Raw genomic sequence first — 23,593 nt, 5'->3', positions numbered from 1 at the left:
TTTATTTGAGTAAAACAATTTGTTTTATCACTAAAGCTCTTACAATTCGAACATTATTAATGTTTTATTGTTTTGCCATCAGCGACGTGTTTTATAATATCACATAGCATTCACTCAACTGATAAACATATATATGTTATATAATGAAATTATGATATTTTTACTTCAGTTTTCGACTTTTTTCTTGTGTATTCGTATAGTGATACACGTGGATAAGAGTATATTTTAATAATTGTATTGTATTACTTTTATTTAATTTAAGATTAACTTATATTAATAATTTTATAATTCGTTAAAAAAACTTTAAATTTAAAACTTAATGTATCCCTAATTAAAATCTTAAAATTTTTCACCAAAACTTTAGGATAATTTTTTAAAATAATTTAAAGTATATTAAAGTAATTTAAAGTATAAACTTTATATTATTTTTTGTTATAAATAATTAACTTTTAATTTCTATATAAAATTAGATATTTATCTAAATAGGATTTATAAATAATAAACCTTATAATTTTTATAGTAATAAATAATAGTAATAAATTTAAACTTCTTTTATTTATTATATTATAAATTTCAATTTTAACGATTAACGTTATTAACGTTTTGCTTGAATTTTTTTACTATTTTTTATTGACATATTAATTCCTCATATATATAATATTTTATAAGAAACGTGTTACTGTTAAATCAGGCATAAGTTAGTCTTTAAGTAAATAAAGATATGCTTATGCCTTTTTATTTTAATATTGAAAATTATGTGAATTTATCTTAGAAAGGATGTGAATCCTGAATTATTCAGGAAATATAATGGCTAATTTTTTAAAGAAATTATTTGGTAAATCAGAATCAAACAATGTAGAATCAAATGTAGTAGAAACTCCAAAAAATGCACTAGTTGCAGCTGCTACTGGTAAATTAATACCTTTATCAGAAGTTCCAGATCCAGTTTTCGCTGGAAAAATGGCTGGTGACGGTGCTGCAATAATGGTTGAAGGAGATACTATTGTTGCTCCTGCTGATGGTGAATTATCATTAGTATTCAAAACTAAACATGCATTTGCCATGACATTAGAAAATGGATTAGAATTATTAGTTCACATTGGTGTAGATACAGTAAGCTTAAACGGGGAAGGATTCGAACAATTAGTAGAAGCTGGTACAAAAGTTAAAGCTGGTACTCCAATAATTAAAATTGATAGAGACTTCATCTTAGGAAAAGGTTTATCTCTTGCAACTCCAATTTTAATAACAAATGTTGATGCTGCTAAATCAATATCTCCAGTAGAAACTGGTTCTGTTGTTGCTGGTAAAGAAATAGTTGTTAAATATGAAATTTAATAATAAAAAATAACTAAGGAACTTCCTTAGTTATTTTTTATTTAGCGTAAAAACTATCTCTACCACTCATTAATATATGATATTAGTTTTTAAAAATTTTTATTAAGTTTTTTAATATAATATTATTAATAAACTATTTATATACTAATTATTATTTTCTTATAAATTTAAAGTATTTTATAAAAAGTTAGGTGATCGCTCCATTTACCATTTATATATAAATATTTTTTATTAATTCCAACTTCCTCAAATCCACAAGATATTAAAACCCTTTTTGATCTTTCATTAGTTGTTAAAACAGAGGCTTCTATTCTATGTAAATCCAAATAGTCTTTCGCATATCCTAAAACTAAATTTATTGCTTCTTTCATATACCCTTTTCCTTGATATTCTTTATCTATAGAATATCCTAAGATTCCGTTTTTAAACACTCCATAAACTATATTAGAAATTTTAGCTTTGCCAATCAACTTATTATCTTTATATATTCCTAAGTCATTTCCTGTACCATTCATAAGTTGTCTATAGCTTTCAGTTAAAATCTCTTTTTGAGTTTTATAAGTAAAAAAACTAGCATCTCTCATAGGTTCAAATTTACATAAATGTTCTTTATTTTTTAAATAATATTCTAAAAGCTCTTGAGCATCATCGGGAGTAAAATTCCTAATTGTAACATTTTTTCCTTTCATCTCTATAAGATTATTTCTTTTATTTTGCAAATACTCATTTCTATTTATGCCAAAACTTAATTCATCATAAGAAATTCCCTTTATAAATATATTATTTGTAAAAATACCTTCTAACGTAAAACCTATATCTAAAAAAGCTTTTAAATTTATATTTTCATTAACTATTACATTAGCCTTAAATGTATTTTTATCTTTAAATATAGCTTTAAGAATATCTTTTAATGTATTTCTTAATAATTCATAATTATCTTCTCTATAAAACTTTAAATTCAGATTGCATTTTTTATTCTCTTTGTCTAAATCAGTTATATTAAATCTACCTATAATAATTTTATTTTTATCTTTAACTACATAATCATTTAAAGTACCTCTTACAAGTTCTATATTTACTTCCCTTTGATTGTTCATATTAACTCTCCTAAAAACAATTTAAATTATTTTTATTATACAAATAAATACTTGTAAAACTCAACTAACTTTACTTTAAAAGTAAAAATATTACTGCAATGAATATCTATTTATATTTATTAATATATTAGATTTATATAAATCTAATTGAATGAATATTTTAAGGTGGGGATAAGCATTTTTTTATATAAGAAAAAATCTAAACTTTTTAAAATAGTATTTTATTTATTAGTTTTATCTCTATTAATTTTATTTCTTAAGTTTCCTGATAAATTTCACAAGTTTTTTTCATATTTCAATTCTCGTAAAATTGAGTCATCTTCGGTTTTATCTAATGATACTCTTATTAATGAAATAAAGAATGTAAATAAACTAATTCCTTTAGAAGTTCAGCTATCCGAAACCTTAACTATAGATAATACTTACTTTAATTTAGATATATTTAAAAAATCAATGAGAATAACGTTTTTTGCAAATTGTTCTTATGCAATAGATTTTTCTAATTTATCTAATTCTAATTTTGAAATAAACACAAAAAATAAAGAAATAACTATAACTATTTCTCAAATAGATATATTTAGCATAGACATAGATGAAAGTAAAACTATATATTACGATACTGAAGTTGGCCTTTTAAGATTTGGAGACTTAAAGCTTTCATCTGAAGAATTAAATTCAATATATAAAAGCCTAAATTCTTCCTTTAAAGAAAAAATGAAAAATCCAGAGTTTTATGAACAAGCAACTTTAAACACAGAAAAATCATTAAAAGAATTATTATTAAATTTAACTGGGGAAGATTTCACCGTCAAAATCAAAATTAATTAATAAAGGGTAGTAACTATACTTGTTCTATATTCTAAGTTTAGTTTTACCCTTTAAATATTTTATATTAACTTAATCCTACTAAATTTTTAATTACCTCTCCACCTATTATCATTCCTGCAACTGGTGGAACAAAAGATATGCTTCCCGGAGTTTGTCTTTTTTGAGATGGCACTTCTTTTCCCTTGTTAGGCACCATTGGTATTTCTTCTGAATATACAACTTTTAATTTCTTAACGCCTCTTTTCTTTAACTCACTTCTCATAACTTTTGCTAAAGGACAAACTTTAGTTTTAAATATATCCGTTACTTTAAACTGTGTTGGGTCAATTTTATTTCCAGTACCCATAGATGCAATTAAATTAATATTATTTTTATAACAATATTCTGCCAACGCTAATTTTGATGTTACGGTATCTATAGCATCTACAACATAATCTATATCCTTTGGTATTATTTCTTGAATATTATCTGCTGTAATAAATTCTTGCTTTGCTTCAACATTGCAATTAGGATTTATTGATAATATTCTTTCTTTCATTGCTTCAACCTTAACATCACCTACTGTCTTTTGAGTTGCGTGTATTTGTCTATTCAAATTAGATATACATATAGTATCATTATCTACTAACATTAAATTTCCAACTCCAGCTCTTGTCAATGCTTCAACTACAAAACTTCCTACTCCTCCAATTCCAAAAACTATTACCTTAGAATTATGTAACTTTTCCATTCCCTCTTCCCCTAAAAGTAACTCACTTCTACAAAACTCATTTAAAGCCATTTTACATTTCCTCCTTTAAATATATTTATTTTCTATTGAAACCATTATATATTTCAAGACCAATTAATACAATGAATTTTATTTGTTTTAAAATTTACTAATAAATTTTCTATTAATTAATTAAATGTAAGTATATAATATATTTTAAGTAAATTTATATAAATTGTATTTACATGGAGGATTTAAAATGATTTTAGGAATTATAGGTGCAATGTCTGAAGAATTGGAAATTCTTTTAAAAGACATGAAATTAGAAACAACTGAAGAAAAAGCAAAGATGAAATTTCACAAAGGAAAACTATGGGGACACGATGTTGTTGCAGTAGTATGTGGTATAGGTAAAGTTAATGCTGCTATATGTACACAAATACTTGCTTCTGAATATAAAGTATCATCAGTAATAAATGTCGGAGTTGCTGGCGGAATAGGCAAAGATATTTACCCTGGTGATGTTGTAATTGCAGAAAATTTAGTTCAATACGATATGGATACAACTGCTTTTGGTGACCCAATGGGGCAAATCCCAAGACTAGATACATTTGATTTTAAATGTGATGAAAACTTAATTAAAACTGCAAAGTCTGCTTGTAGTAAAGCTAGTGACTTTAAAACATTCTCCGGAAGAATAGTATCAGGAGACATGTTTGTTGCCTCAATTGATAAAATTAAATGGCTTGAAAAAGAATTTAATGCACTTGCTTGTGAAATGGAGGGCGCAAGTATAGCTCATGTTTGCTATTTAAATAATATTCCTTTTGTTGTTATTAGATCTATATCTGATAATGCTAACAATGGAGCTCACATGGATTTTGAAAAATTCACTCCAATCGGAGTTAAAAACTCAACATTTATATTAAAAACTATGTTAGAATTACTTTAATCCTTAATAATATAGTAATTAATGAAAATTTAAATATACATAAAAAAGATGATTTCTAAAATTAAAAGAAATCATCTTTTTCATTTATTATAAAGTTTTTTTATTATATTTAATTAAAAAAAGCTAATTTTCAAACAAAATCTCTCTCGATATGTTTATTAAATTAATTCTCTAATTCAAATTTTTTCATAAATTCAACTAAATATTTAACTCCTTCTATTGGCATAGCATTATAAATACTAGCTCTCATTCCTCCAACAGTTCTATGTCCTTTTATATTTTCAATGCCTGCTTCCTTAGCTTCCTTAACAAACTTAGCATCTAAATCCTTATTACCTGTTATAAATGGTACATTCATTAAAGAACGATCTTCCTTTACAACTGTTCCCTTAAACAATTTACTTGAATCAAGATAATCATAAAGAATCTTAGCCTTTTCTTCATTTCTAATTTTCATTGCTTCTAAGCCACCAAGCTCCTTAAGATATTTAAATACTTTTCCACAAATATATATACCATATGCTGGAGGTGTGTTATATAAAGATTTATTATCTGCATGTACCTTATATTGAAGCATTGTTGGAGTACCTTCAAGTACATCATCTGTAATTAAATCTTCACGAATTATTACAACTACTGTACCTGCTGGTCCAATATTTTTTTGAACTCCTGCAAATATTAATCCATATTTAGTTACATCAACTGGCTTAGATAATATATCTGATGACATATCAGCAACTAAAGTCTTTCCCTTTGTATCAGGTAGCTTATGATAAGTAGTTCCGTAAATAGTATTGTTGTGGCAAATGTATACATAGTCTGCATCATCACTTACTTCTATTTTGCTAACATCAGGAATATAAGAAAAAGTCTTATCTGCTGATGATGCTAATTCATTTACTTTTCCATATTTTTTTGCTTCAGCAGCTGCTTTTTTTGCCCATTGTCCTGTTATAATATAATCAGCAACCTTATTTTTCATTAGGTTCATTGGTATCATTGCAAATTGTGTTGATGCTCCACCTTGTAAAAATAATACCTTATAATTATCAGGAATATTCATTAAATCTCTTAAATCTTGTTCAGCTTCTTGAATTATTTGTTCAAAGGCCTTAGAACGATGACTCATTTCCATTACTGACATTCCTGTATTTTTATAATCTAACATTTCTGATGCTGCTTCTTTTAAAACTTCTTCTGGTAATACAGCCGGACCAGCTGCAAAATTATATACTCTTGACATATAATATCCCCCCAAGCTTTTATTATATTAGTTAATTTACTTATTACATCTTAAATTCACAATTATATAAGCTTATGAATAAACAATCCACTTCTAGGCTTTGGTTCAAACCATGTAGATTTAGGTGGCATTATCATTCCAATATCTGCAATGCTCATAATATCATCTGTTGTTGTAGCAAACATTGAAAAACTTACTTTCATGTCATTATCAGCTCTTTTTTCTAGCTCCTTAATTCCTCTTATACCACCAATAAATTCAATTCTATCAGATTTAGTTGGATCATAAATTCCTAATATTGGTGAAAGTAAATTGTTTTGAAGAATTGAAACATCTAATCTATCCATAGGATCTTCTTCATTAAATGTTCCTTCTTTTGCTTCTAATTCATACCAAGTATTATTCATATACATACCAAAAGTATGCTTTTTAGTTGGCTTAACAGGGCTTTGAGAAACCTTAACCTTAAAATCCTTTTGTATAACGCTTAAATACTCATCATCACTTAATCCATTTAAATCTTTAACTGTTCTATTATAATCTAAAACTTCTAGTTGATTATCTGGATAAACTATAGCTAAGAAGTAATTAAACTCCTCTTCTCCTGTATAGTTTGGATTCTCTCTTCTACGCTTTAGCCCAACTTCTACTGCTGATTTTGCCCTATGATGGCCATCAGCAATATATAAACTATCTATGCCTTCAAAAAGAGTAGTTAATTTTTCTATATCATTATCACCATCAATTATCCATACAGTATGTCCATTACCATCTTCAGATATAAAATCATATAATGGATTGTTTTGCATCCACTTATTCATTATCATTGAAATTTCAGCTTGATTTCTATATGTTAAAAAAATTGGACCTGTGTTTGCATCACAATAATCAACATGGTTTATTCTATCCAATTCTTTATCTTTTCTAGTATGTTCATGTTTTTTAATTTTATTATTTATATAATCATCAATTGATGCACAAATAACCAATCCTGTTTGACTTTTGCCATTCATGGTTTGTTTATATATATACATACAAGGTTTATTTTCTTCAATATATAAACCATTATCAATCATTTCATCTAATATATCTCTTGCCTTTTCATATACTACTTTATCATATATATTAATTTCCTTAGATAAATTAACTTCTGCCCTATCTACATGTAAAAATGAATATTCATTATCTTTAACCATTTCACGAGCTTCTTCACTATTCATTACATCATAAGGTAACGCTGCTATTTTTGACGCTAAATTTTGTACTGGCCTAAGTGCTTTAAAAGATTTTATTATTGCCATTAGTCTTCCTCCTATAACTGTAACATTAAATAGTTACTAAATTATTAGCTACAAAATCAGATATAATAGTAACTACTTCTTCTCCAATTCTATTTTGAGCTTCTTTAGTAGCTGCTCCAATATGAGGAGTTACGCTTACTCTTGGATGATTTACTAAAATTTCATTTTTAGTAGGCTCTTCTGCAAAAACATCTATTCCTGCACCTGCAACCTTTCCATTATCTAAAGCTTCTAATAAAGCTAATTCATCAACAACCTTACCCCTAGCACAATTAATTAAATAAACTCCATCTTTCATAATATCAAATTGAGGTTTTCCTACTAAACATCCTTTTTCCTTATCATAAGGTACATGTAAAGAAATAAAATCTGAAGTTTTTAAAAGTTCGTCTAACTCAAAAAATCCGTATGATAATCCATCTTGCTTACCAAACATATCATTATAAATAACATTCATGCCTAATGCTTCTGCTTTTTTAGCTAAAGACTTTCCTATTCTTCCCATACCTATAATTCCTAGTGTTTTTCCACTAAGTTCTGTACCCTCATACTTTTTCTTATTCCACTGACCTTCTCTCATAGTATAATTTGATATAGCAATAAATCTTGCCAAAGCAAACATATGTCCTATTGCTAATTCTGCAACTGAGTTAGAACTTGCATTAGGAGTATTTTTTACAGCTACGCCTTTTTCCTTAGCATAATCAACATCTATATTATCAATTCCAACTCCTGCTCTTATTATTAATTTAAGCTTGCCTCCTTCTGACTTATCTAAAATGTCGGCAGTAACCTTTGTTGCAGATCTTATAACTAAAACATCAAAATCTTTTAATACAACACCTAATTCCCCTTTATCATAATGATTATTTACTACTTCAAAACCTAATGATGTCAGCTTATTTATTGCTCCTTTTTCTAAACCATCGTTCGCTAATACTCTTATCATTTAAAAACCCCCAATTAAAATTTTATTTATTGCTTTTTGATATTTTACTACTTATTTACATTTTATACAACTATTAACTAAACTATTTTATATTTTTTTATAAACTTGAATAGTTTTTTAAAATTTTTATATTTATATTCTATTTTATAAATAAAATAATATTATAGATATTCGATAAAAATTAAAAACCACAATCTACGTTCCATATCAAAAACTTAAAATAATTTCTTATAAATAAAAAAAGAGAGCTATATTAATAGCTCTAATTATAATCCTCATCAAAAATTAAAATTGATTCTGTTTCTCTACAATATTTCACACACTTACATTGTCCTAAATGTCTAGGACACTTATAGCATAAACATCCCTTATCATCACCATTACATCTTTTCTTCTCAAACTCTGGACAGTACTTACAATTGACTCCATTTCCTGCTGGCATAATTTTTCCTCCTAAAATTAAAAGTTTAAAGTGCTTAAACTCTATACATAATTACATTTTAAATGGTTATATTAATAGTATAGACGATACATTAATTATATTAGTGTATCATTTATATATAAAGGGTGTAAACGGATGTAGTGTTTACACCCTAGTTTATTTTTAAGGTATGTAACATTTTTTATTATTTTTAATATTATATATTATGCAGAAGCTTTTCAATTATAGCAATTAGGAAAATCTTCTAACTCCCGTCTATATAAATTTAGGGAATCCTCAATGACTAAGAGGATTCCCTATATCTTTAAATAAAATTCAAAAATTTAATCCTTATATACTTAAAAATTTATAAACTAAATAAAAAATATTTTAAAAAAATAATTGAAAAATTACTAAAAATATTACTCCTGGAATTCCTAAAAATCCTGCAATAAGAGCCGTTATAGGATTAATAGTTATATAAAAATTAAAATATTCTCCTATGTAATTTGCTACATATAATAATACAATTCCTATTATTCCATTAATTAATATTTTAATAGGCCATTTTAACAACTTTATAACTAAAAATAAAATTGCTAATCCCACCAAAGCATAAATTATCATTTCACCACTCACCTAAATTACCCCCTATTTAAAATAAAATAATATATATTATATTATTTTATTTTAAATAACAATATTACTTATACTTCAACTTCTTCACTTGTTTCTATCTTTTCTCTTAAATACTGTTCTTTTGCTACAGACAATAAATAATCAAACTTTCTTTTTGCTGCTTCTTCTCTATAAATAGCAGCTTCTATTAATTGTGGATCATCTACACTATTAAACATTGATTCTGCAACTTCCATCTCTTTTATTGATTCTCGTATTTCTCTTAGTACCTTATCGCTAATTTTATCGTCATTATTATACTTTACTAGAATCATACTTAATATATTTTTTATATTCATTTTTACCCTCCTAAAAGTACTTATCTAGATACTTTCCAAATTGCCAGAATCTTATTCATAATATATTTCTATATATATTCATTTCTACAAATTATTAGCATGTATTCTGTACTTAATTCCAATTCTTTGATATAATACCTTAAATAATATTAAATTTTAATTTGGAGGTGTGTTTCTATGAGCGTAAAAATAATAGCAGATAGTACTTGTTACTTACCCAAGGAATACATAGATAAATATAATGTATCTATAGCTTCTTTAAATGTTTTACTTAATGGCACTAGTTATAGAGAAACTGACTTATCAAACGAGTGGTTTTATAATGAAATGGCTAGGTCTTCAAAAATTCCAACTTCATCTCAACCTAGCATTGAAGAATTATATAATAAAGTAGAATCATTAGTAAAAGATAATTATGATGTTGTAGGAATATTCTTATCTTCAGATATGAGTGGTACCTTTTCAACTTCTAATTTAGTAAAAAATATGATTCTTGAAAATTACCCAGATGCTAAAATTGAAATGATAGATTCTAGAAGCAATTGTATGCAAGCTGGTTTTGCTATATTAGAAGCAGCTAAGGCTGCAAGTGAAAATAAATCTTTAGATGAAGTCGTAAATATTGCAAAAAATGTTATAGAAAATAGTAGATTTATATTTGCACCCGAAACATTAGATTACTTAAAAAAAGGTGGAAGAATTGGTAGTGCTTCTGCACTATTAGGTTCATTACTTCAAATAAAACCAATACTTACAGTTGAAAATGGAAAAACAACTGTATTTACTAAAGTAAGAACAAAGAAAAAAGCTGTTGATAAAATTGTAGATACTGTACTAGAACAAAACTCAAAAACACCAATAAAAGGTATAATAGTCCATCATATAAACTGTGAAAGTGAAGGATTAGAACTTGCTGATAGATTAAAGAAAAGCTTAAATTTAGAAAGTATAAAAATTCAATCAATAGGTCCAATTATAGGATTGCATGTAGGTCCAGGAAGTATTGGAGTTGCATATCACTATTAAAAAATATATATTTATATAAAAATTAAGAGCTACATTTAACATAATTAAACTTATTAATCTTGTTAAACGTAACTCTTAATTTTATTTAAAAATATTTTTAAATTTCTTTTCTACCTTCAAGTGCTTTTGAAAGCGTTACTTCATCCGCATATTCTAAATCTCCACCAACAGGTAAACCTGAGGCTATTCTTGTAACCTTAACCTCTAATGGTTTAAGTATTCTTGAAATATACATTGCTGTAGCTTCCCCTTCAACATTGGGATTTGTTGCAATTATAACTTCTTTAATATCTGCACTCATCCTAGCAACAAGTTCTCTTATCTTAATATCCTGAGGTCCTCTACCTTGCATTGGAGAAAGATTTCCATGGAGAACATGATATACTCCATTAAACTCTTTTACCTTTTCCATTGTCATAATATCTTTAGGTTGTTCTACAACACAAATAACATTCTTATCTCTATTTGGATTTCCACATATAGCACAAGGATCTTTATCTGTAAAATTTCCACATACAGAACAGTACTTTATAGTTCCCCTAGCCTTTACTAATGCACTAGCAAATTCTTTAACCTCTTCTTCTGGTAAATTTAAAATATGCAATGTAAGTCTTTGAGCTGTCTTTTGACCTATACTCGGCAATTTTGCAAACTCTTCAATTAATTTTTCTATAGCAACTGGATAAAAATCCATAATTACACCACTTTCTATTATTCTTTTGCTAAAAAATTATTATTTTAGTATCTTAAAAAATGAAGGACTGTTTAAAAAAACAGCCCTATATCTTAAAACATTCCTGGTATATTTAAACCCCCAGTTAATTTACCCATTTTATTTGAAGTTTCTTCGTCAGCTTTCTTTAATGCTTCATTAACTGCACTTAAAACTAAGTCTTCTAACATTTCAACATCATCTGGATCTACTACTTCTTCTTTTATATTTATAGCTAAAACTTCTTTCTTTCCATTAACCTTAACTACAACAGCACCACCACCAACTGATGCTTCAAATTCTTTAGCTTCTAGTTCCTTTTGTGCTTGTTCCATATCCTTTTGAAGCTTTTGAGCTTGCTTCATTAAGTTATTTATATTTCCTCCCCCAAAACCTCCTGGGAATCCACCTCTTGCCATAAAATATCCTCCTTTAAATAACTAAATCTATTTTTTATTATATAGTATTTTTTTAATATTTACTAGAATAAAGTAACCATATGATATTATTCATCTATAAAATCAATTAAGTCCTCTCCTAACGCCTCTCTTAAAATATCTTCTGTACTTTTCCCTCTATTATCATCAGATTGAACCTTAAAATTTACTTTAAGCTTTTCTCTAAATATCTCAAAGAAAACATCGTTTATAATATCTCTATTTTTAGCTTCACTTAATCTATTTTTAGCAAACTCATTTTGATCATCAAATTCTATGGTAACTATTCCGTTAGAACAATCAACAGGCTTTCCTATCATAATTAACGAACTTATTATCATTTCTCTTCTAGCCTTAAATCTTTCTATTATGTCTTTCCAAGATTTTTTAATATCATTTATAGTAACTTTAGAATCTGAATTAACTTCAATGTTTACTTCACTACTATCTACACTCTCTTCTTTAACTATATTTTTATTAGTTTCAATATTAACTATTTTACTATTATTTATTTTTTCAATTTCTTTTGATGCAGTAGAAACTTTAATACTACCATTTCTTAAACTTTCTTCTAATTTATTTAATCTAGTTAAAATTACTTCACTAGAAGTATCATACTCTATCTTACACATCTTAATAACAGCTAATTCACAATATAATCTTGATTGTTTACTTAACTTAGCATTATTTTCTGCTTCTTGAAGTATTCTTATACATCTCATTATCTCTTCGGCTCTTAATCTTGCACCTTGCTCTTTAATTAAAGCAATATTTTCTTCAGACATATCTAAAACTTCTTCTGGATTATTTGTTACCTTTACCATAAGCAAATTTCTATAATGAGCAATTAAATCTTTTATAAATAAGTATATATCCTTTCCTGAATATATTACCTCTTCTATAATTTCTATTCCCTTTTCTACACTTCTTTGAATAACTGCATTAGCTAATTTAAATAAATGCTCATTAGTAACTAACCCTAACATACTGACTACAGTTCCATAATCAACATTTCCATTTCCCATAGAAATAGCTTGATCTAATATACTTAAAGAATCTCTCATTGCACCATCAGAAACCCTAGCAATTAAATTTAAACTTCTTTCATCAGCTAAAACATTTTGCTCATTTACTATTTTTCTAAGTCTTGCTGTTATTTCACTATTGTTTATCCTCTTAAAATCAAACCTTTGACATCTTGAAAGAATAGTAATAGGTAATTTTTGTGGATCCGTTGTTGCTAAAATAAATATTACATTATTAGGTGGCTCTTCTAATGTTTTTAAAAAAGCATTAACTGCACCAGCAGATAGCATATGAACTTCATCCATTATGTAAACTTTATATTTTGCTTCTTGTGGAGGATATTTAACATCATCAATTATATCTCTAATCTTATCAACTCCATTATTTGAAGCTGCATCTAATTCTGTAACATCTATAGCTAAACCTTCATTTATCTTTTTGCACATTTCACATTCATTACATGGCTCTCCATCTTTTAAATTAAGACAATTAAGTGCCTTTGCAAATACCTTTGCAGTAGATGTTTTACCCGTTCCTCTAGTTCCACAAAAAAGATATGCATGAGCAATTCTATTATTTAAAATTTGATTTTTTAAAGTTGTTGTAATATGTTCTTGCCCAACAACATCATTAAATGTTCTTGGTCTCCATTCTCTATACAAAGCCGTATATGCCACATTTATCACCTCTTTTGCGTAATTGTTTATTTTTTATTATACCCAACTTCTAATGATAGTTAAAGATTTTTCCCTTTTAACTATTTTTGATACTTTTCTACTATTTTTTCTTTAATATTATTTTTTTATATATATTTGTAGTAAAATAGATAATATATATTTTTAGGAGGTGTTAAGATGAGTCTTTATGATAAAAAATATCTTAGCATAGTAGAAGACATTTTAAGTAATGGATACTATGATAATAATAGAACTGGTATGCCAACATATAAATTACCTCATCAAATAATGCAATTTAATTTAGAAAAGGAATTTCCTATTTTAACAACTAAGTTTGTAGCATTTAAAACTGCTATAAAAGAAATGTTATGGATTTATAAAGATCAATCTAATGACGTAACTAAATTACAAGAACAAAATGTTCATATTTGGGATGAATGGGTTGATGAAAATAATACTATTGGTAGAGGATATGGCTATCAAATAGCTAAATTTAATCAAGTTGATAAACTTATTGAAACTTTAAAAACAAATCCACAAGATAGAAGAATGCTTATGACTATGTGGAATATAGAAGATCTTCCTCATATGACACTTCAACCATGTTGCTTTATGACTATGTGGGACGTTACTGATGGTAAATTAAATTGTATGCTTATCCAACGTAGTGGAGACATACCTCTTGGTGTTCCATTTAATACTTCACAATATGCAGTATTAGTTCACCTAATTGCACAAGTAACAGGACTTAAACCAGGATTATTTACTCATGTAATTAATAATGCTCATATATATGAAAATCAAATAGATGGAATGAAACTTCAATTAACTAGAGCTAATGATGAATATGAAGCTCCTAAACTTTGGATTAATCCTGAAATAACTAACTTCTATGACTTTACAGCAGATGATATAAAACTTATAGATTATAAATATCATCCAGCAATAAAAATGGAGGTTTCCGTTTAATGCTTTCTATTATAGTTGCTGTATCAGAAAATAATATTATTGGTGGAGATAATAAATTATTATGGCACATACCTGAAGATTTAAAAAGATTTAAAGCAATTACTTCAGGACATACAATTATAATGGGTAGAAAAACCTTTGAATCTTTGCCTGGTATTTTGCCTAATAGAAAACATGTTATAATTACTAGAGATAAAAATTACAATATAAAAAGTGATAATGTAAAAGTTATCCACAGCCTAGAAGAAGTTATCAACACATACAAAAACTCCACTGAAACTGCATTTGTTATAGGTGGAGGTGAAATTTATTCACAACTTATCCACACTGTTGATAAAATATTTTTAACAAAAGTTTTTAAATCATTTGATGGTGATACAAGTTTTCCACAGATAGATTTTAAAGAATTTAATTTAGAGTTTGAATCTGAAGTACTTACTTGTGAAAAAAATGGACTAAGATATCAATTTATTGATTTAGTAAGAAAATAATATATTTAATGAAAAATAAAAAAGTCGGTTTTACCGACTTTTTTATTTTATCCAATACTTCCTCTAACTTTACCCATTCTAATAATCCACTCATTTAAAATCTTTAACTCTTCAGTTTTACTTTGGATTATATCGGATTCTATTCCTATTAAGTGCATTATTATTGGTCTTGTAGTCTTTAGTAATGTATGATAGAAGTCATTATCATTCATAAACTCATAATCTAAACCTAAGTTTAATATTTCATTAACATACTTCATATCTTCTTTATATTCTTGTCTTGCAGTTTCATCAATTATTTTCTTACTAACTCCAGCATTTGCAAATTTAGCTGCAAATCCTAAATCTTCTTTTAACATAGGATAGAATTCTAATAATTTATCTATTCCTTCTTGACCAAACTTATCCTTTATTTCTTTAAGACCTCTACCCATACCTAAAAGCTCTGGTGGCATACCTAATGTATACATAGCTCCAGTAAATGATATTGCTCTTGGTACAGCATACTCAATAGAATTATCTATACTTAATATTTCTTTCTTCAACTCTTCATCACTTACTAAGTTTGCTATATTATCAAGATTAGCAACTTCTCTATTATATTCTAATCCTGTCTTTGCTTTAGTTAATCTATCTCTATTCTTTGGAATAAAGTCAGATACAAATGAAACAGTATTTATTACTTTTAAGAATGTAGTTAAGTAATGTTTAGATAATATTCCTATAAACTCCTTCATTAGGGATATATCTTCCTCCGAAAAGCTTCTATGTTCATACATATCAACCTTTTCTTTAAGTTCTCTAGCTGCTTGTTTAGTTTCTTCTTCACCATGGTCATATCTTAGTGCTGATTGAAAAGTAAATGTCTTTACTCCAGCATAAGTTTGTAATATTTTATCTATATTCTTTCCAGTAAAATGTCCTCTAAATGGAAGAGAACCACATCCTAATATAGGTGCTACCTCTACCCCATGTTCTATTCCCCATTTATATGCTTTATCTATAGCCATCACAACAGAAAGTACTCCTGATATTAATCCATAAGACATAGCCGTATCTGAACGTGCTATCATAAATCTTAAATAATCTATGTTATGACCCTTCTTTTCTGATATATGATAAAACTCATCTAAAATTTTATCAACATTAACTAATGCAGGAACATCTTCTACTAATGGAATTATTCTTACACTATTTTCTTCAAATTTTGCAGGATAATTTTTATTTCCTAATTCTATAACAGAATTAACCCTATCTTGGAATTCTGAAATTTCTTGTCCTGTTTCAACCATTGGAACTACAACTTCCCTAATAGCTTGTACTCCAGTTAAACTATATGCTTGTGCATTTGTTTCTACTATAGACATTATACTCATTAATTGTCTAAATACAGATTCCTTATTTGCATTTGGTATTCTAGGTGTTATCCTAACATCCTTTCCTGGAATTACCCCATTACCAATCAACCCTAATGCAACTTGAGATGTTTGATGATATGGAGTTAATTTTCCCTCAAAATCTATCATTATTTCATCTATTCCAAGTCCACCTTTATTTTGAGGTGTTAAACCTTCTATAGCTTCTGTTGGTTCTTGTTGAATTGATATGTATTTTTCTACATTATCCGGATGTTGTGTCATCATTGAATTTGGAAATTGTCTCATTTTAAATAACCCCCTTAAAATTTTTGCATTTTATATTTTTATTATATTTCATTTTATTATAATTTTTCAATAGTTTTTTATAAAAAATGCAATTTTTTAAGACTTTGACTTGCAATGATACGAATTATCAATAAAAATTATATACTTTAAAATTTAACTCAAGGAAAAAATATAAGTTAATTTATCATAAAAAAGGACAGAAAAATAGGGATATTTCAAAAGAAATTTCCCTATTTTTCTGTCCTATTGTTTTTTTGTCCTATATTGTTAATCCTATTGAAGAGTAACCGTAATTAAAAAATTTTATGATGATAATTAGATTTACCCTACCTTTAATCATCAGTATAATATAAAAATAATTATAAACATTAAAAAAGCCTTTCTTTCTAAAAGAAAGGATAATTTAAAAACCGTGCACCTCACTTCGACAGTAATCTATAAGCGTTACCTATGTAGTTAACTCAGGCAAGATTGATCCACGTCACACGCAGGGGCTGCTTATCGCTGCTTCCTTCCGGACCTGACGAGGTTCACAGTCTTACGTCGCGTGGGACCCGACCCTCAACATCACTTGCGTAGGGCAGACCAAACAGATTAAAGCCTAGGTGAGGAATTAAATCCTGCTGTAGCGGATTGCAAGTTACAGGGCACCGCTAACTCCCCATCTAGCACGGCTATGGCGGAGAAAGTGGGATTTGAACCCACGATAGAGTTTCCCCTATACACGCGTTCCAGGCGTGCTCCTTCAACCACTCGGACATCTCTCCATACCGTAAAATAAATTTAAAAATAATTTATTTTATTTTGTATCTACTATTGATACTTTTTCATTTTAACATAAATATTATTGTAGTTCAATAAAAAGATTTTTTATAATTTTTTAAAAAATAAATAAAGTAGACTAATCAAAAAAGATTCTTCCACCTTATTTTTAGTTAATTATATAAACTTTTCTTACTATTTTTATTGGCCATAAATATTATTACTACTCCAATAATAATTCCAATCAAACTAATTATCTGTGCTGTTCTTAATCCAAAGAACATTAAACTATCTGTTCTTAATCCTTCTATAAAAAATCTTCCTAAAGAATAGAGAATCATATAACTTCCTAAAACAACTCCATGTTGATTTTGCTTTTTATAAAGAATAAATATTAGTGTTCCAAAAACAATTAAATTCCATACAGATTCATATAAAAATGTTGGATGATAATAAGTTCCATCTATAAGCATTCCTTGTTGTATAAAGCTTGGAAACTTGCTTATAAATTCTTGTGAAACAGGTCCTCCATGTGCCTCTTGGTTCATAAAGTTTCCCCATCTGCCTATTACTTGTGCTAATATAACCCCAGGAATTATTACATCAATATATTCAAAGAAATTTATCTTTTTTACTCTAGTAAATATATATGCAACTAGCAATCCCCCAATAAGACCACCATGTATTGCCATACCACCATTTCTTGTATTTATTATATCAACAAATGAATGATAATTTTTATATTCAAAAGCGACATAATATAATCTAGCACCAATTATTGCAAATGGAAAGCTCCATAAAAATCCATCTGTAATAATATCAAAATTCAAACCTTTTTTCTTTGCAAGTAAATATGATACAAAAAATGCTACTAAAACACCACTTGCAATAATAATTCCATACCATCTTATTGGTACTCCAAAAATCTCAAATGCTACTGGATTCATTTCTTATTTTCTCCCCTTTTGATTTAACTATTTTCTTATCTCATAAAAAAATTTACTTATTAATTCACTACACTCTTTATTATAACACCAATTTATCTCTACATAAGAATTAAAAATATCATAATCCAATATATTTAATATCGTTCCACAGGCTCCCATATCTTTATTAAATGTCCCTATATGTAATTTAGATATTCTTGCTTGTGCTATGGCAGAAGCACACATAGAACAAGGTTCTAAAGTTACATACATTTCACAATCATTTAACCGCCAATCGTTAATTTTCTTACTAGCCTCTTCAATTGCTAAAATTTCAGCATGTGCTATTGCTGACTTTAGAGTTTCCTTTAAATTATGTGCTTTAGCTATTATCTCACCATTCTTTACAATAACTGCACCTATTGGAACTTCTCCCTTAGAATAAGCCTTCTTAGCTTCTTCTAAAGCAATTTTCATATAACTCATTTTTATCCCCTCCTTATCCCCTATATAAATTTAACCTTTTAAATTTTATATAAAATAAAAATGGCAAATGACAAATCATCCTTTACTTAAATATTTGTCACTCACCATTCTTTTTTTATTCCTAAATTTAAAGATTAATTATGTGTAAATTCTTACTTTTTTTATTCTGTTTTTGTCTACTTCTTCTACTACAAATTTAATATTACTTAAATTCACTTCTTCTTTATTTTCTGGGAATCTTCCTAGCTCTCCTATTATTAATCCCCCAACAGAATCAAACTCTTCTGACTCCATATTAACTCCAATTAAGTCACTTATGTCATCTAATCTTGCACTTCCATCAACAACATATTCATCTTCTTTAATTACTTCTATTTCATTTTCATAATCATCATATTCGTCTTCTATATCTCCAAAAACCTCTTCAATAAGGTCTTCTATAGTTACTATCCCAACAGTTCCACCATATTCGTCCAAAACTACACTAATATGATTTCTTGTCTTTTTCATTTCATTAAATAATTCTTTGATTTTCTTAAATTCAAATGTATAATAAGGTTCTCTCATATAGTCAGTCACTTTAAATCCATCTTTATTTTGACCTGCTATAATTAAGTCTTTAACATACAATACACCAACTATATCATCTATAGTTTGATTATATACTGGAATTCTTGAAAACTGTTCTTTCTTTATAACCTCTAAAACATCTTCATAAGTTGCTTCAGAATCAACAGCTACAATATCAACCCTTTGTACCATAACATCTTTAGCCTGTGCATCTGCAAAATCAAAAACATTAAAAATCATTTCTTTTTCTACATCTTCAAGAACACCCTCTTCTTCACTAACACCAACCATTGTTTTAAGTTCTTCTTCTGTTATAAATGGCTCGCTTGCTTTTGGGTCTCCACCTAATAATCTTATAAATCCACTTGATATAAAAGTAAATATACCTATAAATGGTTTAAATAGCTTTACCATTACACTAATTGGCTTACTTACCTTTAATGATACTTGTTCAGATTTTTGCTTTGCAATAGACTTTGGAGTTATCTCTCCAAATATAAGTACTAATACAGTCATTACCCCTGTTGCTATTCCAACTCCGCCTGGTCCAACTAATGAAACAAATAAAGTTGTAGCTAATGAAGAGGCTAAAATATTAACTATATTGTTACCTATTAATATTGCTCCTAGTAGTTTATTTGGGTCTTCTGTTAACTTTTCAACTAATTTAGCTCCCTTAACTCCATCTTCCACCATATGCCTTATTCTTATTTTGCTTAGTGCCATAAGTGCTGTTTCTGACATTGAAAAAAATCCAGACAATATTAGTAAAATTACAAGTACTATTATCTGCCACACTTGACTGGGTTCCAAAAAAATCACACTCCTAGTAATTTAATAAAATATTTTGATATTTATTATATCATAGGTTGCTTTCATATGATATAATTTACCAATAAATAAACATAAAATTTACATTCTTTTTTCAAAAAGATAATTAATATTTTTCCATGCAATTATACTAATTATTCTATGTATTTAGTATGTTTATTTTATACTTAACATATTTATTTTGAGGTGATATTGTGTTTATAATCAATTTTATCAGAGGCTTTTTTATGGCTCTGGCAGATAGTGTTCCTGGAGTTTCAGGTGGTACTATCGCTTTTATCTTAGGGTTTTATGATGACTTTATAGGTTCATTAAATTCTCTAATATCAAAAGATGGTATTGAAGATAAGAAAAAATCTTTAGTATTCTTAATAAAATTAGGAATTGGCTGGATAACAGGTATGGTTTTATCAGTTCTAATTTTATCTTCTATATTTAATGAACATATTTATAGCATAAGTTCATTATTTACAGGATTTATAATAGTGGCAATTCCATTAATAATGAGAGAAGAAAAAGATTCATTAGTTGGAAAATATAAAAATATTATTTTTACTATAATAGGAGCTTTAATTGTAGTTTTAATTACTTATTTTAATCCATCTGGCTCTAATGGTGGATTAAACTTATCATTAGAACATTTAAATTTTGGTACTGGTGTATTTGTATTTGTTGCTGGAATGATTGCAATTTCAGCTATGGTTTTACCTGGTATATCTGGTTCAACTTTATTATTAATCTTTGGGCTTTATACTGGAATTATAAGTGCAATAAAAGAAGTTTTATCTTTAAATTTTTCTTACTTACCTATACTTATAATTTTTGGATTAGGAGTTATTGTTGGGATATTAAGCACTATAAAAATAATTAAATTTTTATTAAAAAGATATAGATCTGCAATGATATATTTAATATTAGGACTAATGATTGGATCAATATATGCTGTATTTATGGGACCTACAACACTAGAAGCTCCAAAACCTGCAATGAATCTTTCAAGCTTTAGCTGGATATTCTTCATTATTGGAGGAGCAATAATAGTAATATTAGAAAAATCAAAAGATTTTCTTGAAAAAAGAGCTAAATAATAAAAAAACACAAGTCTTTAATTTATAAGACTTGTGTTTTTTATGGCACTCCCAACAGGAATCGAACCTGTATCTATCCCTTAGGAGGGGACTATTCTATCCATTAAACTATGAGAGCACACATTTGAAATTATATATCTATTTTATTACAACATTTAGTTTATGTCAATTTTTTCTACTTACCTTTAACATTTTTAACATTCTTTACTTTAATAACATTATCAGAAATTAAAAAAGTTATTATAAAATTATTATAAAAAGGAGTTTTCTTTCCAACCTTTAATCCAACTACTATTTCATACTCCTCGCTACAAGGTCCATAAGTATGGACTGTTTTTGCATCTATTACTTCTGCTTTTTTTAAACAATAAGGAGTACCCTTTCCAAAGGCAGTATATATTTCACTACTTATATATGAATCTAATACTGTTAATAATGCCATTTCAATTATATTATTCTTTTTCTTTTTATCATTAATAGCCTTGATATAATTTGGTGGTTGTACTGGTGGTAATATAGGAAATGGATTAAGTTTATAATTAAATAATTCATTATTAAATCTATCTAAATCATATTTATAATCATTTACTTTTCCTATTTCCTCTAAACTATCATACTCACTAAACTTTGAATTAAACTTTACTCTAATAGGTGCTTCATATAAATTTTTATTATTTTCAAATAATAAATTATCTCCAAAAACTATTGCCATTAATGCTAAACCAAGTTCTTCTCTAAAAATCTTATCTCTAGTAATTGTATTACTAATATCATCTCCATTATCAAGCTCTAAAGTAATAAGTAAATACTCCTTATCATCTTTTTCCCAACTTCCTATAACTTCATCCCTAATATTATAATCAATTTTATCTAAATCATAATTTTTACCTATTGATAAAAACAATTCTCCACTTTCATCTGAATGAGTTAAAGTATATTTTCTAGGAAATAAAAAATCCTTTATTTCTATTTCATCTTTATAAGTTACACTTAATTTTTCAGGTTGAAATTTAAACATATATATTCCCCATATAAAATTTTTCTCTTTTTTAATATATGCCACTACAAATTTTATTGATATTTTTCTTTCCTAAAACATTACCTATAACTTACATTTTATAGTATACTTTATGTAGATTTAAAATTTTGAGGAGTGACAGGATAATGATAAGAACTGTAATATGGTTTATATGGTTTGTACTGAGTTTAATAATTAGTACACCATTCATACTTAGGGTTAAATACCTAACTAAAAAAAATAGAATTAAGGAAAGTGAAGCTTTAATATATAAGTGTACTAATATTTGGGCAAAATCATTACTTAAAGTAGCTGGTGTTAAAGTTAATGTTCATGGAGTAGAAAATATTCCAAAAGACAAAACAGTATTATTTGTAGGAAATCATCAAGGTAATTTTGATATACCTATATATATAACTCAAATTCCAAAAGTTATTGGTTTTATTTCAAAAATAGAAGTTGAAAAAATTCCTATAGTAAGAACTTGGATGAATTTTTTACATTGTGTTTTTATGGACAGAAGCAACCTTAGAAAATCTGGTGAAGCAATAATTAAAGGAATTAAAAACTTAAAAGCTGGAAATTCACTTGTAATATTTCCTGAAGGAACTAGAAGTAAGGGAGGCCCTATGAAAGAATTTAAGGCTGGTAGTTTTAAATTAGCTACTAAATCAAAATGTCCTATAGTTCCAGTAACTATGGATGGTTCATTTAAAATAATGGAACATGGTAACGGTCCTTGGATTAAACCAGCTACTGTTAATCTTTATTTCCATCCAGCAATAGAAACTGTAAATTTAAGTAAAGAAGAACAAGACATGCTACCTAAAACTGTTCAAAGCATAGTAGCATCAAAACTCTCTTAAAATAAAAAAACTGTAATAAAAACTTTTATAAATTATATTAATAAAAGCTTTATATAATTAAAAGGAGTTGTATTCCTATTGAAACAAAAGTTTTCAATAGGACACAGCTCCTTTTTATTTTATAACCATATAGACATTTATATATTGTTCTGAAGGGAAATAATCATTACAAAAAAATAGAGTACATAGGCCGACCTAACTTCCCACATACTCCATGACACAATAACAC

Annotated in this window: 24 protein-coding genes, 2 tRNA genes and 1 other RNA gene; 8 read left to right on the top strand and 19 right to left on the bottom strand. The window is 27.2% G+C overall.

Annotated features, from left to right (window positions below; all coding sequences use genetic code 11):
* The first annotated feature begins 807 nt into the window (after window positions 1-807).
* Window positions 808-1,338 carry a PTS glucose transporter subunit IIA gene (locus tag QZ321_RS10515; protein ID WP_294196774.1) on the top strand — a complete coding sequence of 177 codons (531 nt, stop codon included), beginning with the start codon at window positions 808-810 and terminating at the stop codon, window positions 1,336-1,338.
* A gap of 167 nt (window positions 1,339-1,505) precedes the next feature.
* Here QZ321_RS10515 and QZ321_RS10510 read toward each other — a convergent pair whose 3' ends face one another.
* Window positions 1,506-2,435, bottom strand: coding sequence for a GNAT family protein (locus QZ321_RS10510; protein WP_294196773.1), 930 nt, complete (start codon window positions 2,433-2,435; stop codon window positions 1,506-1,508).
* Window positions 2,436-2,600: 165 nt separating this feature from the next.
* Here QZ321_RS10510 and QZ321_RS10505 point away from each other — a divergent pair, with 165 nt between their 5' ends.
* Complete coding sequence (locus QZ321_RS10505) at window positions 2,601-3,263, top strand: DUF4230 domain-containing protein (protein WP_294196771.1); 663 nt, start codon at window positions 2,601-2,603, stop codon at window positions 3,261-3,263.
* A gap of 64 nt (window positions 3,264-3,327) precedes the next feature.
* Here the strand turns inward: QZ321_RS10505 and QZ321_RS10500 are convergent, their stop codons facing one another.
* Entirely contained in the window at window positions 3,328-4,044 is a 717-nt protein-coding gene (locus tag QZ321_RS10500) for a tRNA threonylcarbamoyladenosine dehydratase (RefSeq protein ID WP_291748014.1), read from the bottom strand.
* Window positions 4,045-4,231: 187 nt separating this feature from the next.
* Between QZ321_RS10500 and QZ321_RS10495 the strand changes: the two genes are divergently transcribed.
* Window positions 4,232-4,924 (top strand): 5'-methylthioadenosine/adenosylhomocysteine nucleosidase, encoded by a 693-nt coding sequence (locus QZ321_RS10495; RefSeq protein WP_291743613.1) that lies wholly within the window; start codon window positions 4,232-4,234, stop codon window positions 4,922-4,924.
* 163 nt (window positions 4,925-5,087) lie between these two features.
* Here QZ321_RS10495 and serC read toward each other — a convergent pair whose 3' ends face one another.
* The 6 genes from serC to QZ321_RS10465 all read right to left on the bottom strand — a co-directional run bounded on the left by serC (window position 5,088) and on the right by QZ321_RS10465 (window position 9,815).
* Window positions 5,088-6,167: a 3-phosphoserine/phosphohydroxythreonine transaminase gene (gene serC, locus QZ321_RS10490; protein ID WP_291743610.1), complete on the bottom strand. Its 1,080-nt coding sequence runs from the start codon at window positions 6,165-6,167 to the stop codon at window positions 5,088-5,090.
* 62 nt (window positions 6,168-6,229) lie between these two features.
* Window positions 6,230-7,468: a DUF1015 family protein gene (locus tag QZ321_RS10485; protein WP_291748011.1), complete on the bottom strand. Its 1,239-nt coding sequence runs from the start codon at window positions 7,466-7,468 to the stop codon at window positions 6,230-6,232.
* A gap of 25 nt (window positions 7,469-7,493) precedes the next feature.
* The gene (locus QZ321_RS10480; RefSeq protein ID WP_291743598.1) at window positions 7,494-8,417 is read right to left on the bottom strand and encodes a D-2-hydroxyacid dehydrogenase; all 924 of its coding nucleotides are present in this window, start codon (window positions 8,415-8,417) and stop codon (window positions 7,494-7,496) included.
* A gap of 262 nt (window positions 8,418-8,679) precedes the next feature.
* Complete coding sequence (locus tag QZ321_RS10475) at window positions 8,680-8,859, bottom strand: hypothetical protein (protein WP_291748008.1); 180 nt, start codon at window positions 8,857-8,859, stop codon at window positions 8,680-8,682.
* 369 nt (window positions 8,860-9,228) lie between these two features.
* Window positions 9,229-9,477 (bottom strand): pro-sigmaK processing inhibitor BofA family protein, encoded by a 249-nt coding sequence (locus QZ321_RS10470; RefSeq protein WP_291748005.1) that lies wholly within the window; start codon window positions 9,475-9,477, stop codon window positions 9,229-9,231.
* A gap of 68 nt (window positions 9,478-9,545) precedes the next feature.
* The gene (locus QZ321_RS10465) at window positions 9,546-9,815 is read right to left on the bottom strand and encodes a DUF2508 family protein (RefSeq protein WP_291741996.1); all 270 of its coding nucleotides are present in this window, start codon (window positions 9,813-9,815) and stop codon (window positions 9,546-9,548) included.
* Between the two features lie 177 nt (window positions 9,816-9,992).
* On the opposite strand from QZ321_RS10465, the gene QZ321_RS10460 reads away from it, so the two are divergent.
* Window positions 9,993-10,841, top strand: coding sequence for a DegV family protein (locus tag QZ321_RS10460; protein WP_291748003.1), 849 nt, complete (start codon window positions 9,993-9,995; stop codon window positions 10,839-10,841).
* Between the two features lie 97 nt (window positions 10,842-10,938).
* Here QZ321_RS10460 and recR read toward each other — a convergent pair whose 3' ends face one another.
* From recR to dnaX, 3 genes are all read right to left on the bottom strand, one after another.
* Entirely contained in the window at window positions 10,939-11,535 is a 597-nt protein-coding gene (gene recR / locus QZ321_RS10455) for a recombination mediator RecR (RefSeq protein ID WP_291742001.1), read from the bottom strand.
* 92 nt (window positions 11,536-11,627) lie between these two features.
* Window positions 11,628-11,972 (bottom strand): YbaB/EbfC family nucleoid-associated protein, encoded by a 345-nt coding sequence (locus QZ321_RS10450; RefSeq protein WP_291742004.1) that lies wholly within the window; start codon window positions 11,970-11,972, stop codon window positions 11,628-11,630.
* 86 nt (window positions 11,973-12,058) lie between these two features.
* On the bottom strand, window positions 12,059-13,693 hold the full coding sequence (gene dnaX, locus QZ321_RS10445) for a DNA polymerase III subunit gamma/tau (protein WP_291748000.1): 1,635 nt from the start codon (window positions 13,691-13,693) through the stop codon (window positions 12,059-12,061).
* 177 nt (window positions 13,694-13,870) lie between these two features.
* Here dnaX and QZ321_RS10440 point away from each other — a divergent pair, with 177 nt between their 5' ends.
* Entirely contained in the window at window positions 13,871-14,662 is a 792-nt protein-coding gene (locus QZ321_RS10440) for a thymidylate synthase (RefSeq protein WP_291747997.1), read from the top strand.
* The gene (locus QZ321_RS10435; RefSeq protein WP_291742013.1) at window positions 14,662-15,153 is read left to right on the top strand and encodes a dihydrofolate reductase; all 492 of its coding nucleotides are present in this window, start codon (window positions 14,662-14,664) and stop codon (window positions 15,151-15,153) included. The genes QZ321_RS10440 and QZ321_RS10435 overlap by 1 nt, the downstream gene beginning before the upstream one ends.
* A gap of 47 nt (window positions 15,154-15,200) precedes the next feature.
* Here the strand turns inward: QZ321_RS10435 and ppcA are convergent, their stop codons facing one another.
* The 6 genes from ppcA to QZ321_RS10405 all read right to left on the bottom strand — a co-directional run bounded on the left by ppcA (window position 15,201) and on the right by QZ321_RS10405 (window position 20,374).
* Complete coding sequence (gene ppcA, locus QZ321_RS10430; protein ID WP_291747994.1) at window positions 15,201-16,817, bottom strand: phosphoenolpyruvate carboxylase; 1,617 nt, start codon at window positions 16,815-16,817, stop codon at window positions 15,201-15,203.
* 410 nt (window positions 16,818-17,227) lie between these two features.
* An RNA gene (gene ffs, locus QZ321_RS10425) (signal recognition particle sRNA large type) lies at window positions 17,228-17,491 on the bottom strand.
* A 3-nt stretch (window positions 17,492-17,494) separates the two neighbouring features.
* A tRNA-Ser gene (locus QZ321_RS10420) sits at window positions 17,495-17,584 on the bottom strand.
* A gap of 168 nt (window positions 17,585-17,752) precedes the next feature.
* Window positions 17,753-18,526 carry a prolipoprotein diacylglyceryl transferase gene (gene lgt, locus QZ321_RS10415; protein WP_291747990.1) on the bottom strand — a complete coding sequence of 258 codons (774 nt, stop codon included), beginning with the start codon at window positions 18,524-18,526 and terminating at the stop codon, window positions 17,753-17,755.
* Between the two features lie 27 nt (window positions 18,527-18,553).
* Complete coding sequence (locus QZ321_RS10410) at window positions 18,554-18,991, bottom strand: nucleoside deaminase (RefSeq protein WP_291747988.1); 438 nt, start codon at window positions 18,989-18,991, stop codon at window positions 18,554-18,556.
* A 138-nt stretch (window positions 18,992-19,129) separates the two neighbouring features.
* Window positions 19,130-20,374 (bottom strand): hemolysin family protein, encoded by a 1,245-nt coding sequence (locus tag QZ321_RS10405; RefSeq protein WP_291747986.1) that lies wholly within the window; start codon window positions 20,372-20,374, stop codon window positions 19,130-19,132.
* Between the two features lie 212 nt (window positions 20,375-20,586).
* Between QZ321_RS10405 and QZ321_RS10400 the strand changes: the two genes are divergently transcribed.
* On the top strand, window positions 20,587-21,480 hold the full coding sequence (locus QZ321_RS10400) for a DUF368 domain-containing protein (protein ID WP_291747983.1): 894 nt from the start codon (window positions 20,587-20,589) through the stop codon (window positions 21,478-21,480).
* Window positions 21,481-21,523: 43 nt separating this feature from the next.
* On the opposite strand, the gene QZ321_RS10395 is transcribed toward QZ321_RS10400, so the two are convergent.
* Window positions 21,524-21,598, bottom strand: a tRNA-Arg gene (locus tag QZ321_RS10395).
* Window positions 21,599-21,655: 57 nt separating this feature from the next.
* Window positions 21,656-22,498 carry a staygreen family protein gene (locus QZ321_RS10390; protein WP_291747981.1) on the bottom strand — a complete coding sequence of 281 codons (843 nt, stop codon included), beginning with the start codon at window positions 22,496-22,498 and terminating at the stop codon, window positions 21,656-21,658.
* A gap of 146 nt (window positions 22,499-22,644) precedes the next feature.
* Between QZ321_RS10390 and QZ321_RS10385 the strand changes: the two genes are divergently transcribed.
* Complete coding sequence (locus tag QZ321_RS10385; protein ID WP_291747978.1) at window positions 22,645-23,364, top strand: lysophospholipid acyltransferase family protein; 720 nt, start codon at window positions 22,645-22,647, stop codon at window positions 23,362-23,364.
* Window positions 23,365-23,593: the final 229 nt, after the last annotated feature.

Source organism: uncultured Clostridium sp. (assembly GCF_910588715.1).
GTDB lineage: Bacteria > Bacillota > Clostridia > Clostridiales > Clostridiaceae > Clostridium.
Note: the sequence above shows the minus strand (reverse complement) of the source record. Positions and strands in the feature narration are given on the sequence as shown.

Excerpts from the sequence above, each read along its gene's own strand:
- QZ321_RS10515 (WP_294196774.1), top strand. The coding sequence starts at position 808 with ATGGCTAATTTTTTAAAGAAATTATTTGGTAAATCAGAATCAAACAAT.
- QZ321_RS10510 (WP_294196773.1), bottom strand. The coding sequence starts at position 2,435 with ATGAACAATCAAAGGGAAGTAAATATAGAACTTGTAAGAGGTACTTTA.
- QZ321_RS10500 (WP_291748014.1), bottom strand. The coding sequence starts at position 4,044 with ATGGCTTTAAATGAGTTTTGTAGAAGTGAGTTACTTTTAGGGGAAGAG.
- QZ321_RS10495 (WP_291743613.1), top strand. The coding sequence starts at position 4,232 with ATGATTTTAGGAATTATAGGTGCAATGTCTGAAGAATTGGAAATTCTT.
- serC (WP_291743610.1), bottom strand. The coding sequence starts at position 6,167 with ATGTCAAGAGTATATAATTTTGCAGCTGGTCCGGCTGTATTACCAGAA.
- QZ321_RS10485 (WP_291748011.1), bottom strand. The coding sequence starts at position 7,468 with ATGGCAATAATAAAATCTTTTAAAGCACTTAGGCCAGTACAAAATTTA.
- QZ321_RS10480 (WP_291743598.1), bottom strand. The coding sequence starts at position 8,417 with ATGATAAGAGTATTAGCGAACGATGGTTTAGAAAAAGGAGCAATAAAT.
- QZ321_RS10475 (WP_291748008.1), bottom strand. The coding sequence starts at position 8,859 with ATGCCAGCAGGAAATGGAGTCAATTGTAAGTACTGTCCAGAGTTTGAG.
- QZ321_RS10465 (WP_291741996.1), bottom strand. The coding sequence starts at position 9,815 with ATGAATATAAAAAATATATTAAGTATGATTCTAGTAAAGTATAATAAT.
- QZ321_RS10460 (WP_291748003.1), top strand. The coding sequence starts at position 9,993 with ATGAGCGTAAAAATAATAGCAGATAGTACTTGTTACTTACCCAAGGAA.
- recR (WP_291742001.1), bottom strand. The coding sequence starts at position 11,535 with ATGGATTTTTATCCAGTTGCTATAGAAAAATTAATTGAAGAGTTTGCA.
- QZ321_RS10450 (WP_291742004.1), bottom strand. The coding sequence starts at position 11,972 with ATGGCAAGAGGTGGATTCCCAGGAGGTTTTGGGGGAGGAAATATAAAT.
- QZ321_RS10440 (WP_291747997.1), top strand. The coding sequence starts at position 13,871 with ATGAGTCTTTATGATAAAAAATATCTTAGCATAGTAGAAGACATTTTA.
- QZ321_RS10435 (WP_291742013.1), top strand. The coding sequence starts at position 14,662 with ATGCTTTCTATTATAGTTGCTGTATCAGAAAATAATATTATTGGTGGA.
- ppcA (WP_291747994.1), bottom strand. The coding sequence starts at position 16,817 with ATGAGACAATTTCCAAATTCAATGATGACACAACATCCGGATAATGTA.
- lgt (WP_291747990.1), bottom strand. The coding sequence starts at position 18,526 with ATGAATCCAGTAGCATTTGAGATTTTTGGAGTACCAATAAGATGGTAT.
- QZ321_RS10410 (WP_291747988.1), bottom strand. The coding sequence starts at position 18,991 with ATGAGTTATATGAAAATTGCTTTAGAAGAAGCTAAGAAGGCTTATTCT.
- QZ321_RS10390 (WP_291747981.1), bottom strand. The coding sequence starts at position 22,498 with ATGTTTAAATTTCAACCTGAAAAATTAAGTGTAACTTATAAAGATGAA.
- QZ321_RS10385 (WP_291747978.1), top strand. The coding sequence starts at position 22,645 with ATGATAAGAACTGTAATATGGTTTATATGGTTTGTACTGAGTTTAATA.